Annotated in this window: 16 protein-coding genes; 11 read left to right on the plus strand and 5 right to left on the minus strand. The window is 43.9% G+C overall.

The features are described from left to right. Positions 1–102: 102 nt before the first annotated feature. A complete protein-coding gene (uvrB, locus tag B9T34_RS06385; protein WP_086212322.1) occupies positions 103–2124 on the minus strand; it encodes an excinuclease ABC subunit UvrB in 2022 nt (673 codons plus the stop codon). Positions 2125–2445: 321 nt separating this feature from the next. Between uvrB and B9T34_RS06390 the strand changes: the two genes are divergently transcribed. After that, on the plus strand, positions 2446–3225 hold the full coding sequence (locus B9T34_RS06390) for a hypothetical protein (protein ID WP_086212449.1): 780 nt from the start codon (positions 2446–2448) through the stop codon (positions 3223–3225). Positions 3226–3390: 165 nt separating this feature from the next. Continuing rightward, the gene (locus B9T34_RS06395) at positions 3391–4818 is read left to right on the plus strand and encodes a sensor domain-containing diguanylate cyclase (RefSeq protein WP_086212323.1); all 1428 of its coding nucleotides are present in this window, start codon (positions 3391–3393) and stop codon (positions 4816–4818) included. A gap of 56 nt (positions 4819–4874) precedes the next feature. Here the strand turns inward: B9T34_RS06395 and B9T34_RS06400 are convergent, their stop codons facing one another. Next, a complete protein-coding gene (locus B9T34_RS06400) occupies positions 4875–5054 on the minus strand; it encodes a hypothetical protein (RefSeq protein ID WP_086212324.1) in 180 nt (59 codons plus the stop codon). A 445-nt stretch (positions 5055–5499) separates the two neighbouring features. Between B9T34_RS06400 and B9T34_RS06405 the strand changes: the two genes are divergently transcribed. The 4 genes from B9T34_RS06405 to B9T34_RS06415 all read left to right on the plus strand — a co-directional run bounded on the left by B9T34_RS06405 (position 5500) and on the right by B9T34_RS06415 (position 9265). Next, on the plus strand, positions 5500–6576 hold the full coding sequence (locus tag B9T34_RS06405) for an OmpW/AlkL family protein (RefSeq protein WP_086212325.1): 1077 nt from the start codon (positions 5500–5502) through the stop codon (positions 6574–6576). Between the two features lie 162 nt (positions 6577–6738). Further along, positions 6739–7953, plus strand: a complete 1215-nt coding sequence (locus B9T34_RS06410; protein WP_086212326.1) for an MFS transporter — start codon at positions 6739–6741, stop codon at positions 7951–7953. Continuing rightward, positions 7946–8080, plus strand: a complete 135-nt coding sequence (locus tag B9T34_RS19115) for a hypothetical protein (RefSeq protein WP_265733475.1) — start codon at positions 7946–7948, stop codon at positions 8078–8080. Before B9T34_RS06410 ends, B9T34_RS19115 begins: the two co-directional genes overlap by 8 nt. Positions 8081–8299: 219 nt before the next feature. Continuing rightward, positions 8300–9265 (plus strand): TauD/TfdA dioxygenase family protein, encoded by a 966-nt coding sequence (locus B9T34_RS06415; protein WP_086212450.1) that lies wholly within the window; start codon positions 8300–8302, stop codon positions 9263–9265. A gap of 181 nt (positions 9266–9446) precedes the next feature. On the opposite strand, the gene B9T34_RS06420 is transcribed toward B9T34_RS06415, so the two are convergent. Then, on the minus strand, positions 9447–10352 hold the full coding sequence (locus tag B9T34_RS06420; RefSeq protein ID WP_086212327.1) for a LysR substrate-binding domain-containing protein: 906 nt from the start codon (positions 10350–10352) through the stop codon (positions 9447–9449). 103 nt (positions 10353–10455) lie between these two features. Here B9T34_RS06420 and B9T34_RS06425 point away from each other — a divergent pair, with 103 nt between their 5' ends. Then, entirely contained in the window at positions 10456–11328 is an 873-nt protein-coding gene (locus B9T34_RS06425) for a pirin family protein (protein WP_086212328.1), read from the plus strand. A 346-nt stretch (positions 11329–11674) separates the two neighbouring features. Here B9T34_RS06425 and sthA read toward each other — a convergent pair whose 3' ends face one another. Continuing rightward, a complete protein-coding gene (sthA, locus tag B9T34_RS06430) occupies positions 11675–13090 on the minus strand; it encodes a Si-specific NAD(P)(+) transhydrogenase (RefSeq protein WP_086212329.1) in 1416 nt (471 codons plus the stop codon). A gap of 208 nt (positions 13091–13298) precedes the next feature. Here sthA and lipA point away from each other — a divergent pair, with 208 nt between their 5' ends. From lipA to B9T34_RS06450, 4 genes are all read left to right on the plus strand, one after another. Then, positions 13299–14312 carry a lipoyl synthase gene (gene lipA, locus B9T34_RS06435; protein WP_086212330.1) on the plus strand — a complete coding sequence of 338 codons (1014 nt, stop codon included), beginning with the start codon at positions 13299–13301 and terminating at the stop codon, positions 14310–14312. A gap of 195 nt (positions 14313–14507) precedes the next feature. Next, positions 14508–15734, plus strand: coding sequence for an acetamidase/formamidase family protein (locus B9T34_RS06440; protein ID WP_086212331.1), 1227 nt, complete (start codon positions 14508–14510; stop codon positions 15732–15734). 392 nt (positions 15735–16126) lie between these two features. Beyond that, positions 16127–18640 (plus strand): acyl-CoA dehydrogenase, encoded by a 2514-nt coding sequence (locus tag B9T34_RS06445; RefSeq protein WP_086212332.1) that lies wholly within the window; start codon positions 16127–16129, stop codon positions 18638–18640. Between the two features lie 163 nt (positions 18641–18803). Continuing rightward, a complete protein-coding gene (locus B9T34_RS06450) occupies positions 18804–19190 on the plus strand; it encodes a carboxymuconolactone decarboxylase family protein (protein WP_086212333.1) in 387 nt (128 codons plus the stop codon). 56 nt (positions 19191–19246) lie between these two features. Here the strand turns inward: B9T34_RS06450 and B9T34_RS06455 are convergent, their stop codons facing one another. After that, positions 19247–20119, minus strand: coding sequence for an NAD(P)-dependent oxidoreductase (locus B9T34_RS06455; RefSeq protein WP_086212334.1), 873 nt, complete (start codon positions 20117–20119; stop codon positions 19247–19249). Positions 20120–20121: the final 2 nt, after the last annotated feature.

Here is a 20121-nt window from a genome sequence, read left to right on the forward strand (position 1 = left end):
GTGCTCATTAACAATACTGCTTAAAAAGCGCACTGACTGTCTATGTTATGTAATGATTTTCAATAAGTTTTAAATACTTTTGCATTCCTTCTGTGCGACAGCTTACTGCAGCATAAGCGCTTTAAAACGCAGAATTTCATCACGCAATCGCGCTGCCTGTTCAAACTGCAGCTCTTTCGAAGCTTTCAGCATTTCTTTTTCCAGTTTACTGATGTGTTTTGCAAACAGCTTTGGATCTGACATTAAATGCTGCTCATCTGCACTCAAAGCTTTGGACTGATCTGCTATACCCGCTTCAACCGCGTCATCTGTCAAGACTTCGCCATCGTCTAAATCTTTACTGACTTGACGTACCGCACTGCGCGGCACAATGCCATGCAGCTCATTAAACTCAATCTGCTTATTGCGGCGGCGGTCCGTTTCATCAATGGCTTTTTGCATTGAATCCGTTATGCGGTCCGCATACAGAATAGCTTTACCATTTAAATTACGCGCCGCACGGCCAATGGTCTGTATCAGTGCACGTTCAGAGCGCAGGAAGCCTTCCTTGTCGGCATCCAGAATCGCCACCAATGAAACCTCTGGCATATCCAGACCTTCACGCAGCAGGTTAATCCCGACTATGGCATCATATATGCCTGAACGCAGTTCATGAATAATTTTGGTACGTTCAACTGTATCAATGTCTGAATGCAGATAAGCGACTTTGACGCCATATTCTTTCAAATATGAAGTCAGATCTTCCGCCATGCGCTTGGTCAATGTGGTCACCAAAACACGCTCGTTTAATGCTTGGCGGTTATTGATTTCCGACAATACATCGTCCACCTGAGTCAATACTGGCCGGATTTCAATTACAGGGTCAACCAGCCCTGTCGGACGCACTACTTGCTCTACAATTTGCTTTGATTTTTCCAGCTCATAGCGCGCCGGTGTTGCGCTGACATAAATAGTTGCAGGAACAATACGCTCCCACTCCTCAAATTTCATGGGGCGGTTGTCCAAGGCGCTAGGCAAGCGGAAACCGTAATTCACCAAATTTTCTTTACGCGAACGGTCACCTTTGTACATCGCGCCAATCTGCGGCACGGTCACATGCGACTCATCAATAATCAGCAAGGCATCGTCTGGCACATAATCAAAAAGTGTCGGCGGCGCTTCACCAGAAGGACGGCCAGACAAATGCCTTGAATAGTTTTCAATGCCGTTGGTATAGCCCAGCTGCTGCATCATTTCCAAATCATAGCGTGTACGCTGTTCAATGCGCTGCGCTTCCAGCAGCTTGTCATTGGCGCGAAAAAAGCCCAGCCGATCTGTCAATTCTTCACGAATAGTGCCAATGGCACGGGTCAGATTATCTTTAGGCGTTACATAGTGGCTTTTTGGGTAAATGGTCACACGCGGCACTTTACGTACCAATTTGCCAGTCAGCGGATCAAACCAGCGGATAGAATCCACTTCGTCATCAAACAGCTCAATGCGTATGGCATGCTGATCCGATTCTGCAGGAAATATATCGATAATTTCACCGCGGATGCGATAAGTACCGCGCAGGAATTCCAATTCGTTGCGGCTATATTGCATTTCCACCAAACGGCGGATGATGTCATCGCGGACAAGGCGGTCGCCCTGCACAATATGCAACAGCATGCTCATGTACGCATTTGGATCACCTAGACCATAAATAGCGGAAACTGATGCGACAATAATGGCGTCACGGCGTTCCAGCAGCGCACGGGTTGCAGATAGGCGCATTTGGTCAATGTGATCGTTAATGGACGAATCTTTTTCAATAAACGTATCTGAAGATGGCACATAGGCTTCAGGCTGGTAATAATCGTAGTAACTGACGAAATATTCCACGGCGTTATGCGGAAAAAATGCTTTGAATTCGCCATACAGCTGTGCAGCCAAAGTTTTATTATGCGCCATGACAATCGTCGGGCGCTGTGTCTGCGCAATCACATTGGCCATAGTAAAAGTTTTACCCGACCCCGTAACCCCCAGCAGCAGCTGATCGTGATAGCCCTGTTCTACACCGCGCACCAATTTTTCAATGGCCTGCGGCTGGTCGCCCGCCGGCTGATAATGGGTGACTAATTCGAAAGGCTGATGATCACTCATAAAACACTAGATCCAATGCACTGCTGAAAATTCCAGTATTAATTATGAGGGCTATTTGAGATTACTCAATAGTGAATTGCCTTTCGAGCAAATTCAGTGCATTGATTGCTTGAAAATTCCAGTAGATTTCTCTTCCTCCAAAGCCCACTTCTCTATCAGAGAATCATATACTTTGAATACGCCCCTGCATCTTCTGCAAAGTGATACAAAATAATAGTGCTTAATACTTATTTTTCATCAAAGGGCTGCGCATTTTCCTTGACCCGCACAGCGTTCAAAGGCAACATGAAAACAATGGATTTTAACAGCAGCGCACAGCCTATGACCTACCGTTACCATGATGAAAGTATTGTAAAAGCCTTACCTGAAGATACGATTTTTGTATTTGGCAGCAATATGGCAGGAACGCATGCAGGCGGTGCAGCAAAAACCGCGCACTTGCATTTTGGCGCAATGAAAGGTGTTGGCCGCGGCTGGTCAGGTCAAAGCTTTGCCATCCCAACCATGAATGAGCATTTGCAGCAAATGCCGCTGTCGCAAATACAGCACTATATTGATGATTTTAAAATTTACACCAAGAATCATCCTAAATCTAAATATTTTGTCACTTCTGTAGGCTGCGGCGTTGCAGGCTATACCGTTGAAGAAATTGCCCCAATGTTTAAAGGCATTTCACACAATGTCATTTTTCCTGCATCGTTTCGGCCATTTGTAGAAAAAGCGCTGCCTAAACTCAATCAGCATTTTTTACACACCGTATTCTCCGATGCCGTTATTTTTGCTGCCCAGCCAGAAGAAGCTGTTGCAGAACTGGATTTAACGGAAAATGAAAAGAGCGCGGCAAAGATTATTTTAAATACGCAAATTTATCCAACGGACAGCAATGGCCGTGACCGTATTTTTGAAATACAGGATATTCTGCATGTGCTGCAAGGTAAGGTATTTAATTTTCAGCACTCAGAGGATGATGCGCTGATGTTTGGGGGCGCCATTCTTGCATTACTAGAATTGTATAGCATCAATGAAAAAGATTTTGCTGACACATGGTTAGGTAAACAGGAAATTTCACCGCCGAAAGCGGCCAGCAAATCTAAAAAATAAGGCGTATAAATTCAGCCGTATTCAAGCCAATTTTCGAATTGGCTTTTTTTAATTCATTTTTCATTCGCTTTTTCATTTCTTTTCAGTTATTTTTCGAGACATAAATCACATTAAATAAGCAATATCTTGATTTATTAAGCTTAAGATATTCTATTAGGCCCAAACATGACTCTGAATAATAATCCTATATTTCATATCTCGCCCGTTCCATTGTGGCTGGAAGACTTTAGTGAAATTAAAAAACAATTAGCGGACTGGCGCGAACAAGGGGTTGTCGACTTACGCCAATACCTGATGGAGAATATAGAAAAAGTTGCTCAGAGCGCTCAAAAAATCAAAATTCTGCAGGTCAACACGCACACGCTCAAACTGTATGAAGCCGACGACTTGGCGCATTTACAGGAAAATATGAAGCTGATTTTCCAGCAGGATATGCTGCAAACGCATATTGAAGAACTGGTACAGCTTTGGGAAGGCAAAACCCACTACATCAACACTTCAGTGAATTACAGCATTTCCGGCAGCCGTTTGGATATTCAGCTGCGCTGCACCATTTTGCCCGAGTATGAACATGACTGGTCACAGGTTTTAATCAGTACAGAAAATATAACGGCCTATCAAAATGCGCGCCGTCTGGAACAGCAGAACCGTCAACTTGCAGAAGCGCGTTTCACCTATTCACCCACTTCACTTTGGGTTGAAGATTTCAGCATGGTGAAAGCCAAGCTTGATCATTTACGCAGCATAGGCATTGAAGATTTCACGACCTTTTTGGACGTTCACCCAGATTTTGTGCAGCAATGCGTGAAAGAAATCATCATTGTCGATGTTAATCAAGCCACGCTTAATTTATTTGGCGCGCCTGATAAAGACACGTTGATGCAAAACATGCATAAAGTGTTCAGTAAAGAAATGAATCAAACTTTCCGCAATCAGCTGCAGGATTTATGGGATGGGAAAATTCAGCATCAGCACGAAGCCGTCAACTATGCGCTGGATGGCAGCATTCGCCATGTCATTTTGCAATTCACCGTGTTTCCTGGTTTTGAGAACACCTGGAGTACCGTTCAAGTTGCGCTTGTTGATATTACTGCCCGCAAAAAGGCTGAGAATTATTTAGAATACTTAGGCAAACATGATGTTTTGACTAAATTATACAACCGCACTTTTTATACGGAAGAAATCAACCGTCTAGAACGTAATTTGCAGCGGCCTGTTTCCTGTATTTTTATTGACCTGAATGGCCTGAAAGAAATGAATGACAACCATGGTCATGATGCTGGAGATGATCAGCTCAGACGGATTGGCAACGTGCTGACCCAGCTCATTCAAAATACCCAATATTCGGCTTCACGCATTGGCGGTGATGAATTTGTCGTACTGCTTCCAAATGCAGATGAATCTTCACTGCTCAACAGTCTGAAAAGCTTGCAGGAATTGCTGCATATTGACAACCAATACCACTCTTTACATCCCATTAGCTTATCTATCGGATCAGCATGCAGCCTGCCCAATGAACGTATTGAAGACTTGTTAAAACGTGCAGATGGTCTGATGTACGAGAAAAAGAAAGCTTATTATGCAAATAAGTGAGTGACTGAACCGAAATTCAGCCATAAAAAAACCTGCATTTTTGCAGGTTTTTTTGATTAACGCTTGCCCATCGAACGGCGAGTACCGCGAGGCGGCATCCAAGTACGGTCAGCGTAATTTTCAGGCTTAGGCCTAACCTGATTATGTACAGCATCTTGCTGTTCAGAATCAGCGGCAGCCACAGGAAACGGTAGTTTCACCGCAGCTTTCTTTTTGGGAGGGTTTTGGTTGCTCATGTGATTAACTCAATCAATTCTGTCCATATTGTACAAAAAAACCGTCCCTTTAGGGAAATGCTTTACTTGAATCCTGCCAACTCACAATTCACTGACTCAACGTCCTAAATAAATGACCATTCAGCAAATGAAAAACCCAAATCATTCTTAGCACAGCAAGCATCGCTTTAGCGCCTCGATGAAATAGCATAAATCAGCTGAGCCCTCATAAATCGAGAAGATTCAAAAATTGACAGGATATTGACCAAAATAGCTATACCCATTTGGATATAAACAAAACATAAAGAACACAAATAAAATTCAATTCATTACAAATTCAGGCACTTTTTACATGAATCCTACCTATTCATCTGATTTTAATAACAATACTCAGAGATTTTACTTCTCATAATTGCCCTACTAAAAAAATTCCAATGAACTTGTTTTTGGACATGGAGTCCTTTAAATGAAAAAAACATTAATATGCATGGCGACGTCCATGCTTGCTGCTCCTATGATCACTCATGCTGATTCACCTTATTTCAGCCTGCATGATGGAGATGGCTTTAAACGCTTTTCTGTTTCTGTAGGAGCTTTGCATGTCATGCCGCAAGGCAAAGCACAGCCTTTTCATGTCAATACTTCTGTAAAAAATGGTGAAACAGCGAAAGTTGGCGATATTTCAATTGACGCAGTAAAAGCTAATATGGATCCTAATATGGATCCTAATCTATCCACAGTATTTGTTAAATTTTTAGATACTATAGGGACGAATACTCTGCCTGGCGAGCTTAGCGGAACTGCTCAAGTCAATGGCCTTGAAAGCTGGGATAACCCTGGTACAGGTTTAGAAGCCGATGATGTTACTACCTTAGGGATCATGGCCAATTACTTTTTTACCGATCATGTTTCCTTTGAAATGAAAGCCGGTATCCCGCCCAAAGTAGACTTAATGGGTAAAGGGAAAATTTATGCACCTTTTTCTGCTGTCGCTACGCCTGAAGTCATTGGGATTCAGCTACCAGAAATTGCCATGAAGAATAATATCTTAATCACAGACTTAGAAGCCTATGGCCCTGCTGCCTCCGCACGTGCATGGACACCCGCGGCTGAACTGCAATATCATTTCGGCAAAACTGGGGTCAATAAATTCCGCCCCTATGTTGGTTTAGGCGTGATGTACGCTTACTTTAATGAATTGGAAATTAATCCACGCACTGAACAAGATCTAATTGCTGCCGGTCATATGATTGCCAATATTAAAGAAGGCAATGCGGGTGCAGCTTTAGATGGCAAAAAAAGTAAAGCGAACCCAAAAGTTGATCTAGAAGCCTCAGATGCTTTTGCACCGATTGCAACGGTAGGTTTCACTTATGACTTTAATGACAAATGGTTTGCAGTCGGTTCCGTCTCCTACGCGCACTTAAAAGGTGATACAACTATCACCGTGACCGATGATACACATGGCGAGCTCATCCGCTCTACTGCCGATATTGAAATTAATCCAATTCTTGCCTATGCAGGTGTCGGTTACCGCTTCTAAAACAAATGGATCGATCCATTTAAAAGACAGCCTCGGCTGTCTTTTTTTATGACAAAGCCGATAATCACATAACTTAATTTTATTGAACTGTGAAATTTTATTAATCGCATAACAGGCTGCTTTCACATAAAATAACTGCACAATTCTCTTATTATAAGACTTATGACTGATACCCGATTTTCAAAGCCACTCATATATATGCTGATCGGCAGCGCCATTATTTTAGCACTGTCCCTTGGCATACGGCATGGTTTTGGATTGTATCTCGTACCCATGAGTGACGAATTTGGCTGGGGCCACAACGTCTTCAGTCTCGCAATTGCCATGCAAAACCTGATTTGGGGCGTTGTGCAGCCCTTTACAGGCGCAATAGCAGATAAATACGGCAGTAAAATTGTGGTTGCTGCTGGCGGCGCGCTATATGCGCTGGGTTTATTTATCATGGCATTCAGTTCTACAGGACTGATGCTCAATCTAAGTGTCGGCTTAATTTTAGGTTTAGCGCTGTCAGCAACCTCTTTCCCAGTTTTGCTTTCCGCAGTAGGCCGCGCGGCGCACCCAGATAAACGCAGTTTAGCGATGGGCATTGCCAGCGCTGCAGGATCGTTTGGGCAATTCATTATGCTGCCGTCTACCCTCTTGCTGCTGAAAAATATTGGCTGGTCCTCTGCCTTAATTGTCAGCGCTATCCTTGCTGCATTAATAATTCCTTTGGCATGGATGCTCAAAGCACCGATGTACGCGGCATCCAATCCAAATGCATCAGCCAGCAAACCCGCTTTAGGCTTTAAAGATATTTTGGTTATTGCCAAAAATCATAAGCCGTTTTGGTTTTTAGCCCTTGGCTTTCTGGTCTGCGGCTTCCAAGTGGTATTTATTGGCATTCATTTGCCGGGCTATTTGATGGATCACGGCTTTAACGCCACCACTGGCACTATCTTTCTTGCTTTAGTTGGCCTATTCAATATTTTTGGCACCTATGGCGCAGGCTGGCTAGGCGGAAAGTTTTCCAAACCGCATTTGCTGATGTGGCTTTATGGCTTGCGCGGCGTTGCCATTATTGGATTTTTACTGCTGCCGCTCAGCACATGGACGATTTATGCTTTTGGTGTCATCATGGGCTTATTGTGGCTCTCTACCGTGCCGCTCACCAATGGTATTGTCGCCAATATGTTTGGCGTAAAGTATTTGTCTATGCTGAGCGGTATTGTGTTTTTTACCCATCAAGTCGGTTCATTTTTTGGCGGCTGGCTGGGCGGGATCAACCATGATATGACGGGCAATTACAATATGGTTTGGGCCTTTTCCATCCTGCTGAGTATCTTAGGTGTGCTGGTACATTTCTTTGTTACAGAGGAGCATGTCATTCATGACTGATTCCATGTTTGGTTTAAAACTGGCCATTGTCTGTACAGTCTTAGCTTTCTTAGCGGTGGCCATTGCCCTATGGCTAAAAACACCTGAATTGTTTGAATATTTCAATCAAGCCTTTTGCCCGCATTAAAAAGGCTGACCTACAGTAAATATGGATTGGGAAATGTCAAAAAATTGACATTTCCCAGCAGTTTTCCTGCTGAGATTTGCCAAAATAACTAAAAGCCAATAAATCAGCAATTTAATCTATTTTTTTCAATTTTTCATAAGTTTAGCAGTTCTTATGATTTCTCTTGCTCATGCATTTTTCTTAAATTCAATGCATGCAAAATACTTTAGAGAAAGAACAATGACGGCTTTAACCCAACTTTCGCAAGCAATTCATGATGCACCGCGCTGGCATCAAGAAGATCAATTTCAAAATCCTGAAGGCATTAAAATAATACCCTTAGCAGGTGAAGCTTTAGGTGCCGCTGTGTATGGCCTCGATGCAAAAAAAGCACAATCTGGGGAAACCATCTTGCGTTTAAAGCAGGCGCTCGCAGAACACTTAATTTTAATTTTTAAAAACCAAAGCTTGGATGACTTTCAGTATTTGGCTTTTGCCAGTTACTTCGGTTCAATTTTCCGCCCCAGCGCAGACAATCCTGTGCTTGCAACCCAAGCAGAAACTGGCACACCGCCTGATGTCGTTCCAGTCTCTAACGCTGTAGGTAAGGGAGATTACACAGGTTACGGCGAATTGGCACCACATGCAGACCATCAATGGACACCGCTTCCTTCTTTCGGTTCCTTGTTGTATGCCATTGAACTGCCAAAAGATGGCGGGCAAACCTCTTGGTTCAATACCATTAAAGCTTATGAAGCGCTGGATGCAGATACCAAACAGCATTTAGAGCAGCTGCAGCTGATTACCTATAACCCGTTTGTGCGCTTTCAAAGCAATAAAGGCACACCTAAAGAAGAAGGCTATGGTGCACCGCCTAAATACCGCTTCAAAGACCAGCCCATTATTGGCCATGCCTATCCGCATCCGTTGGTGCGCACTCATCCTGAAAGCGGCCGCAAAGCGCTTTGGCTCAATACGCATAATGAAGTGGAATTGGTGAATTATGACGACCAAGCAGGCAGTGAGTTAGTTGCTCAATTGCGTGAACATATCTTAAATCCAGCCTTCCGCTATGAGCATCAATGGGAACAAGGTGATATCGTTTTTTGGGACAATCAAGTCACTTTACATTCACGCCGCCCATTCCCTAGTGATCAGCGCAGACTATTAAAACGCATCAGTATTGCAGGAGGACGGCCTTTCTAAACGCATGTGCTATAAAAATAATTTGAAAACAAAAACAGTCCAATTTTGCAGAACGGCATCATGCATCATAAAAATAAGATAAACCGTCATGATGCCATTCTTTCTAAACAGCCCAATCCATACAAAACCGAATCAGCACGCCTACTGACTTCGACTAAAACAACTATCGGTCAATACTGAATTATTCGACTTTCAGCTGCCTAAATTGCTCAAATAAATGTTCCAGCAAAGCCCGGACAGCAGCAGGCATCCCTTGACGGGTGGCATACGCAACATGAATCACCCCTCTTGGCAATTGCCACTCCGGCAGCAATTCGAACAGCTCTCCAGACTTCAACTCTTCACGAACAAATACTTTGGGCATAGATGCAATGCCAACGCCCGCTTTGACCGCTTCTTTCATCGCTGTGAAGCTGTCCGTTTTTAAACTCGGGTACAGAGTGACATTCTGCTTTTCGTGAGTCTGCGTATGCTGAAAGCTCCAAATCTGCTTCGGGCGGCTAAACCCCACGGCTGGCAAAGCTTCTAATTCTTCTAGCGACACAGGCATACGTATTCTTTTTAGAAACACGGGCGAGGCCACCAGCACATGTTCCCATGCGTCTAAATCACGCACAATCAGGTCGCTATTTTCTAAAGGTAAATTACGAACTCGAATCGCTAAATCAATTCCCTGCTCAATAATATCTACCCGATCATTGGTCGACAACAGCTGAACTTCGACATGCGGATGCTGACTCATAAATTGCGCAATCATACGGCCTACATGCACTTCGACCAAGGCAACAGGACATGAGATTCTAATTTTGCCGCACAGCTCATTGCTCAGACTGCTATGTACAAAGTCTTCTGCATTTTGCACTTCAGCCAAAATTTTTAAGCAATGTTCATAAAATTGCTGTCCCAAATCAGTCACTGCAAATTTACGGGTATTGCGCTGGATCAGCCGAATCTTAAGACGCTCTTCCAAGTCTGTGATATGGCGTGAAAGTTTAGATTTGGTAATTCCTAAAGCATTGTTGGCTTTGGTATAACCCTGATATTTCACAACCTGTACGAAATAGTAGTAATCATTTAAATTTTGCATGATTGTTTCATTTTTAGAATAATCTGGTGCGAAAGTGAATCTGTAATTTCCAAACTATACCTCAATAATTGAATCAGAACTTCACAAAATTGAGGATAGAAACATGAATACACAACAAAGCAATAGCATCGCCCGCGTTTACAGCAGTGACCGCAGTTCTTGGGTGGGTGACGGTTTCCCCACCAACTCTATGCTGCCGATGGCTGAAATGGGCAATGCGACCAGTCCATTCCTGATTATGGGCTACACCGCGCAATATCCATTTGCGCCCGCAGCGCATCAGCGCGGCGTAGGCATGCACCCGCACCGCGGCTTTGAAACAGTCACTATTGTTTACGATGGCGAACTGGAACATGCCGATTCTAAAGGTAACGCAGGCACTATAGGCAAAAATGAAGTGCAGTGGATGACTGCGGGTCAAGGCATTATGCATGCAGAACACCACTCTAAAGCTTTTGCTAAATCTGGCGGTTCTCTAGATATGGTACAGCTTTGGGTAAATCTGCCTAGCCATGCCAAAATGACTGGGCCACGCTATCAGGAACTGACTGAGGCGAATATTCCAGAAGTGCAGCTGAATGCAGGCTTGCTTCGTGTAATTGCAGGTACATACCCGCATGATGCCGAAACTATACATGGACCAGCGCAGACTTTTAGCCCAATGCATGTATGGGATGTCCGCTTGCAGTCTGGCAGTCAAAATCAGTTTGAATTGAATCCAGAATGGAGCAATCTGGTGTTTATTTTGGAGGGTGAGATTCAAGTGGATGGCCAAAGCTATCATGCCTTGCAAACTTTGTATCTGCAGGATGATGCTTCAAGCATTAACATTCATGCCAGCAGCGACGCCAAACTGCTGATTTTAAGCGGTCAGCCGCTGAATGAACCGATTGTCGCTCATGGTCCTTTTGTCATGAATACGGCGCAAGAAATTCAGCAAGCGTTTCATGATTTTCAAAATGGTCATTTTGCTTAAATAATTGCCCGCTAGAATACAAAGAAAACCCGTTTTTTAGCGGGTTTTTTTCTTCATTTTATTCTTTAAAAACCTGGAGTTTTAAGCACCAATTATTGCCATTAAGGCAATGATGATCGCCATGATATAAAGCATGAGCGGCAAAAAACTTTTTCGGAGATATAAATAGCAGCAATAGCCGTTTTGGGCTGGCAATAGATTCTTGAACAGATGTATTGGTCTCGTTTTATTTACATGATGATTTAAATTATAAAAATATATTTTGTGATAATTCATGCAATCCTAGCCTCTTTTTTTAGCCCAATAAAAAACCCGCTCTAAGGCGGGTTTTTTATTCACATTCAACTTAGAACAAACGGTTCATACCGTTCAAAGTCGCTACCCGATATGCTTCCGCCATCGTTGGATAGTTAAATGTGGTTTCCACAAAATACTTAATCGTATTATTTGGGCTGTTCATCACGGCCTGACCAATGTGAATAATTTCAGACGCGTTGTTGCCGAAGCAATGCACGCCCAGCACTTCTAAAGTTTCACGATGGAACAGGATCTTCAATTCACCTACAGTATCGCCAGTGATTTGAGCGCGCGCCAAATGGCGGAAAGACGCTTGACCTACTTCATAAGGGATTTTTTCTTCCGTCAACTGCTGCTCAGTCTTACCAATTGATGAAATTTCCGGAATGGTATAAATACCCGTTGGAATATCAGTCACGGGAGCAACATCTTTTTCACCGCTCATGTTCGCACCCGCACAGCGGCCTTGGTCATAGGCAGCAGAAGCAAGTGATGGCCAGCCAATCACATCACCAGCGGCAAAAACATTTTCCACTTCAGTCTGGTACTTTTCATTTACCGTCAATTGACCGCGGCTGTTTGGTTTCAAGCCGATATTTTCAAGACCTAGACCATCTGTGTTGCCAGAACGGCCGTTACACCACAAAATCGCATCGGCTTTAATCTTTTTGCCGCTTTGCGTGTACATCACCACGTGATCGTCAAAGGTTTCTAAATGATCAATCTGTTCATTGTGGCGGATGAGTACGCCTTGTTCACGCAAGTGATAAGAAAGCGCATCTGAAATTTCATCATCCAGATAGCTCAGCAGTTTATGCTGTGTATTAATCAAATCAACTTTATGATCTAAACCAATAAAAATAGACGCGTATTCACAGCCAATCACGCCTGCGCCGTAAATAATGATTTTCTTAATTGAAAAATCCAGATCTAGAATTTTGTCTGAATCAAATACACGCGGATGATTGAAATCTAAAACATCTGGGCGGTATGGACGCGAACCCGTCGCAATCACCAGCTGTTTAAAGCCCAAAGTTTCAGTCATGCCGTCCGAACCAAAAACTAAAACAGTATTTTGATCTTGCACATAAGCGCGGCCATGGTAGATATCAATTTTGTTGCGGTCATAAAAACGCGAATGTGTATCCACTTGCAATTGAATTACTTTGTGCGCATGGCGAAGCACTTGCTTCATGGTGAACTGTTTCCATTCACCCACTTTTTGGAACATTGGATCACGCTGATAGCGGATAATGCTTGAAACAGTCTGACGCAGCGCCTTACTCGGGATAGTCCCCACGTGTGTACAGTTGCCGCCTAGCTGATCTCGCATATCTACAATCGCAACGCGCTTGCCTGACTTTGCAAGCTTCATTGCTGCGCCTTCACCCGCAGGGCCTGAACCGAGAACTACCGCATCGTACTTAACGAAAGCCCCACTAACGACCTCTTTCTTACGTGGCATTCAACGCTCCTTCAAAATAATTTAATGCTTATCTTGTGTATATTATGACGCATATAACGTCATTTTGCTGTATTTAGCTTACATATATTAAGTGATGACCACATTTAGTAAATGAATAGTATTTTTGCCCTATCATTTCGCATTTCCGCTATAATGAATGGGCTATTTTTGAGAACATCTCCCCGTCTAAACAGTGGAAAAGTTGAATATGTCTGAAAACCGTAAACCAGAACAGGGTGTCAAACTTCGCGGCGCAGAAAAAGTCGCCCGCATTCCTGTAAAAGTTATTCCTACGGTAGAAGCGCCACGAAAGCCAGACTGGATTCGAGTAAAAATGGCGGCGCCAGATGAAGTGCAGCGCATCAAAACAACTTTACGCGCACAAAAGCTGCATACCGTATGTGAAGAAGCTGCTTGTCCAAACCTGCCAGAATGCTTTGGCGGCGGTACAGCTACATTCATGATTATGGGCGATATCTGCACACGCCGTTGCCCATTCTGCGATGTTGCGCATGGCCGTCCAAATGCTTTAGACCCAGATGAGCCGCGCCACATGGCGGAAACCATCGCCAATCTTGGTCTAAAATATGCCGTGATTACATCTGTAGACCGTGACGATCTATTGGATGGCGGCGCACAGCATTTTGTAGACTGTATTAAAGAAGCGCGTGATTTAAGTCCAAAAACTTTGCTGGAAATTTTAGTTCCAGACTTCCGCGGACGCATGGATATTGCGCTTCGCATTATGACTGAATGCCCGCCTGACGTGTTCAACCATAATATCGAAACCGTGCCGCGCTTGTATAAAGCGATGCGTCCGGGTTCTGACTATCAGCACTCTTTAAACCTGCTGAAAATGTTTAAAGAATACTGCCCAGATGTTCCGACTAAATGCGGCCTGATGGTGGGTATTGGCGAAACGGAAGAAGAAGTGATTGCGCTTCTGGACGATTTAAAAGCGCACGATGTTGACTATATTACGATTGGTCAATACTTGCAGCCGTCTAAAGAGCATGCGCCTATTGACCGCTTTGTAACGCCTGAAGAATTCGAGCGCTATACAGCTCACGGCCAAAAATTAGGTTTCAAAAATATTTGGGCTGCGCCAATGGTGCGTTCAAGCTACTTTGCAGACCGCCAATACTATGGTGAGCCAGTTCCAGCAGTTCGACGCAAAGCCGACCCAGCTAAAAAAATTGCTGTGCAAACCATTGAAGCTTAATCTTCATATAATTTGAAATTCTAAGTTTAAAAGCCCTCTTATTTGAGGGCTTTTTTACAGCCAAATATTTTCAATTAAGCAGAAATACTAATATGCACCTAAAATGGTGCACTTTTCACTTAATTTACATCCTTTTATTGGCACAACATTTGCAAAGTTACCTTTATATTTTTACCGCTTTTATAAAGGTTCATTATGTTCAAACGCACAGCGCTGTCAATTTTCACCCTAACTGTTTTTGCATTTCCAACTGTTCATGCGGCAGAATTCAAAATGCTTGAACAAATCAGCACTAAGCCAACCCTGCTGACCGAGGGACAATATAAAAACAATTATTATGTACCTTCTACACTTGAAACCATCACATGGGGCTATTTACCTAATAAGGATGCAAAACCGGTTCTTTCCGTTCCGTCAGGCAGTATTGTTACTTTTGATACCGTTTCACATGAAGGCTTATTAGAAGACCAAGGTCGCGATGCAGAAAAATACTTCAAATCCAAAGGCGTCAATAAACAGCAGATTCTTCCCGAAGCCAAACTAATTACCCAATCCAAGCTAAAGCATGATTTTCAGAAAGATGGGCCGCATATTGTGACGGGACCCGTCGAAATTCAGGGTGCGGAACCAGGTGATATTTTAAAAGTAGAGGTTATGCAAGTTGAGCCGCGCGTGCCTTATGGCGTAATTTCCAACCGTCATGGCAAAGGCGCATTGGTTGGGGAATTTCCCAAAACACCACAGCAAAAAAATGCCTCTGAAAAACACCCAGAGCGCTATGGCAATGTTTCAGTTTTCACACCGATTGAAAAAAATGCCGCGGGTGAATATGAAGGCGTAATTAAAACAGCTTCTGGAAAATCAATCCGTTTTCCGCTAGCGCCTTTCATGGGCATTATGGGGGTCGCAGCCAAGACCAGTGAGCCTGTTCATTCAGTTCCGCCTTCTTTCTTTGGCGGCAATATCGATATTAATGAGTTAGGTGCTGGATCGACTGCTTACTACCCTGTTCAAGTTCCGGGCGCACTGTTTTACACGGGCGACAGCCACTTTGTGCAGGGTGATGGTGAAGTTGCACTTACAGCATTGGAAGGTTCAGCGCGTGCAACACTAAAATTTACTTTGCTCAAGTCCGGCAAAGATAAGATTCCAGGTCAAGAAATTAAACAGCCTCTGGCAGAAAATGCAGAGTTTTGGATTACCCCTGGCTTAGATGCAGATCTGGATGAAGCCATGAAAAAATCTACCCGTGAAGCAATCCGTTTCTTAAATAAAGAATACGGCATCGATGAAGCGCTGGCATACGCTTATCTCAGTGCAGCTACTGATTTTGAGGTTTCACAAGTTGTAGACCGCACTAAAGGCATACATGCCATGATCCGAAAAGCAGACTTTAAAGAGTTTGAGGCTGAATCAAAATAACAATAAATCCTAAAAATAAGAGTAGGTCCTAAAAACAATAATCAGCATGCTATAACCTCACGCCCCCTGACTTTGGGGCTTTTTAGCATTGTGATTAAAGGCGTTGAAGCACATTAATCAAAAGTTTAAGCATCATACACTTACGCAATGTGACATTTCTTTGCGTGAATAAGATTGCTTTATGATTGATTTTTTACCAATCTAAAATAAATATAATTTGCTCTTTCATGGCTTTAGAGCAATTTCATCATTATAGAATTCAGCCTTGTAATGCTTTTAACAGTCATCAACAGACATAAGCCAAGATATAGACATCCCATAAAAATACTTTTCCCCATATGGCTGTAATACAACGCTATACGAACTGAACTTTTGTCACTGGAGCTAAAATAATGCTATTCATACTCAGTGCTGTACTGTTAATTATTATTCTCTGGGCAGTATTTTTCTTCGAATTATCACGCACTGCTGGCGCAATTAGCCTCATTATTGCCTCGTTTGCAGCAGCTTTTGTAAGCCTATGGTCGCTGATTTTAGGCATTCCGCTCATTCTGATGAGCCTTATTGTGCTGATTGAGCCGCTAAGAATGGCTTTAATTTCGAAACCTGCTTATAAAATTCTTGCGAATGCGATGCCGACTATGAGCAGCACAGAACGTGAAGCGCTGGATTCAGGGACCAGCTGGTGGGAAAAAGAATTATTTATGGGTGCGCCAGATTGGAAAAAGTTTGATGCTTACCCTTATCCGCAGCTGAGTGCCGAAGAACAGTCCTTTATAGACAATGAAGTTGAACAGCTCTGCGCCATGCTGAACGAATGGGATATTCATCATAAGCATAAAGATCTGTCGCCCGAAGCATGGCAGTTTATCAAAGACAATGGTTTTCTTGGGTTGGTTATTCCTAAAGAATATGGCGGACGTGAGTTCAGTTCATTTGCGCAAAGCCGCGTAATGAGCAAAATCGCTTCCCGCTCATTAACTGCAGCTGTTAGCTGTATGGTGCCTAACTCCCTAGGTCCCGGAGAACTGCTGCTGCATTATGGGACTGAGGCGCAAAAAGACCGCTACTTGCCGGGCCTAGCCAAAGGCACAGAAATCCCCTGTTTTGGATTGACCAGTCCAGAGGCGGGTTCAGACGCAGGCGCTATTCCTGATACAGGCGTCGTTTGCTATGGCAACTTTGAAGGTCAGCAAGTGCTTGGCCTCAACATGAATTTTTCTAAGCGCTGGATTACTCTTGCACCCATCGCAACGGTGATTGGCCTTGCTTTTAAACTGTATGATCCAGACGGCTTATTGGGTGATAAAAACAAAACCGAATATGGCATTACCTGCGCTTTACTTCCTGCCAGTCATGACGGTGTCATTACAGGACCGCGCCATAACCCAGGCTCGCCTTTTATGAATGGTACAGTTGAAGGAAAAGATGTATTTATTCCCTTAGACTGGATTATTGGCGGCATTCAAAACGCAGGCAAAGGCTGGCGTATGCTGATGGAATGCCTAGCTGTAGGCCGCGGAATCTCCTTGCCGGCACTCTCAACCTCTTCTGGAGAAATGGCTTATTTAAATGTTGGGGCATTTGCCAAAGTTCGCCAGCAATTTAAAATTTCTGTCGGCAACTTTGAAGGCGTGCAGGAAGCATCAAGTGACATTGCCAGCGATGCTTATATGCTGGAAGCCTTCCGCTATTTAGTAACTTGCGGCCTGAACCAAGGCGGGAAACCTGCCGTCATGACGGCGATGGCTAAATACTATGCCACTGAAACCATGCGAAAAATTGTCAATCACGGCATGGATATTGTAGGCGGACGTGCTGTACAGCTTGGCCCGCGCAACTTTCTAGCTCTGAATTATCAGGCTATTCCAGTATCTATTACGGTAGAAGGCGCCAATATTCTGAGCCGTTCTTTAATGATTTTTGGTCAAGGTTCAATGCGCTGCCATCCCTACTTGTTTGAAGAATTGCAGCTGCTGCAAGCAGAAGATAAAGATACGGCGCTAAAAAGCTTTAATGACATGCTGTTCAAGCATTTGGGCTACACCTTTAACCGTACCGCACGCGCATTGGCTTATGCATTTAGCGGCGGATCATCTGATGCATCAGAACGCGCTGATGAATTCAGTCTGCCCTACTATAAAAAAATCAACCGTTTCAGTGCGGACTTTGCCCTGACTGCAGATATGTGTCTTGGCTTGCTGGCAGGTGATATTAAACGTAAAGAAATGCTTTCAGGGCGTTTAGCAGATATTCATTCCTACCTGTTTATTGCCACAGCCATTCTTAAATACTATGAGCAAGGAAAAAGATCAGATGCTGAGCAAAATCATGCGCAGCTGGCTTTGGATAAAGCGCTTCATAATGTGCAGGAAGCTTTTTATGGACTGTTTGAAAACTTCCCTATCCCAATGGCTTCAGGCCTCATTAAACTGATTTGCTTCCCCTTTGGCCGTGCGGTCAGCAAACCCACTGATCAGCTGAAACGCGATGCCGCTGAATATATGATGCAAGATAATGCATTCCGTCAAGAGCTGAAAAAGCATGTGTACTACACAACTGATCCGCATGAAGTATGCGGCCGCATGGAAAATGCCTTTTTACAGCTGCTTCAAATTGAACCGATATGGAATAAGTTCAAAAAGGCAGAATCTAAAGGTCAATTTAAAGGCTTAACCTTTGAAGAACACCTTGCTGACGCTCTGGCACAAAGCTTTATAAGCCAACCGGAGGCAGAACAGCTGACGGCATATAATATTCAGCGCTATGACAGTATGCTGACCGATATTTTTGACATGCAGCTGCTGCATGAGCTGGAACTATCAAACCCGCATCTGCCGCCTGCGCCTTCTGCAGAAATACAGCAGCATACCGATGACGAGCCAGAAGCTTTTCTGCGTTACTAAGGAAAAGGAGCTGGAACAATACAGTGCAGATCAACCACCAATAAAAAATAAGCCATCCACTGCTTAGACTATGGATGGCTTTTTTGTACGACCATCAGCCAATGGCATCTCACGCTCATGGGTATAGGCTATAAAGCAAAATTAGCGAACAGAGGGATGCTGCATGTCACAGCAAGATTATGAAAATGGTTTAAAGGTCCGCACAGAAGTCATGGGCGAAAGTTTCGTTAAACGCGCACAGGATAATACTGTGCCGTTTACCCAGCCTTTGCAGGACTGGATCAATGAACATGCGTGGGGTTCAACTTGGCAACGTGAAGGCGTACTGCCGCGTAAATACCGCTCTTTAATTACTATTGCATTTTTGACTGCGCAAAAAAGCCCTACCGAATTGAAAGGCCATGTCCGCGGCGCACTCAATAACGGCGCGACCGTTGAAGAAATTCAAGAAGTGTTGCTGCACAGCTTGCCGTATTGCGGCGCGCCGGCAACTCAGGAAGCATTCCGAGCGGCTTTAGAAGTGATTAACGATTATCAAAAGCCTGAATAAATAAAAGTTAAATAAAAAAACCGCAGAATTCTGCGGTTTTTTTATTTCGAATGATCTTAAGACAATTCAATTCTGTTCAGCTGCTCCAAACTTTGCACTGCGGCTGAAAAGTCCAGCTGCTGCGCCTGCTGCTTTTCAATCAGTCCAAACTGTTTTTGAACCAAATGCATGGCTGGCAGCTGCAGGTTTTCTTCTGCAATTAGATTGACTGCAATGCCAATATCTTTTTGCAGCAAATCCAAAGCAAAAGTTTTATCAAAACGGCGGTTCAGCACCCGCTGCGCCATAATATTTTCAGACATGCTGCTTTTGCCGCTGGAATGATTAATGCAGTTTAGCGCAGAAGCTAAATCTACGTCTTTCGACTTGAGCAGCGTCAAGCCTTCCGCTAGTGCCCACAAATGCGCTGCCATCAAAGTATTATTGACCGCTTTGACTGCAAAGCCTGCACCGCTTTCCCCCACATGTTCAATCAGGCCAGCAAAGGCATCAATCACCGGTTTTGCTTTGGCAAAGGCTTCAGCATCTCCGCCAATCATCACCGTTAATGTTCCGCGCTCTGCGCCAATGGTTTGACCTGAAACTGGCGCATCTAAATATGAAGATCCTAATACTTTTAGCTGCTGGCTCAAGCGCTGCGCAGATTCTGGCACACCGCTGGTGCAGTCAATCCAAATACTGCCCGCTTTAGGCGGATGAGCAGCAATGAGCTGTTCTACATCAGCGCTGGTCGGCAGGCATGAGAAAATAAAATCTGCCTGAACAGCCTCTTCAATTGCTGCAGCTTGCGTACCAAAGGCCTCTGCATGTGCTATAGCCTTATCAAAATTGCGATTCCAAACAACAACTTCTAAGCCTGTTTTAGGCAAATGAGAAGCCATATGCCATCCCATTGCCCCTAGTCCGATAAATGCTGCACGTTGACTCAAAA

Origin of the sequence: Acinetobacter sp. ANC 3813, from assembly GCF_002135435.1 — a bacterium.
In the GTDB taxonomy this organism is placed as follows: Bacteria; Pseudomonadota; Gammaproteobacteria; order Pseudomonadales; family Moraxellaceae; genus Acinetobacter.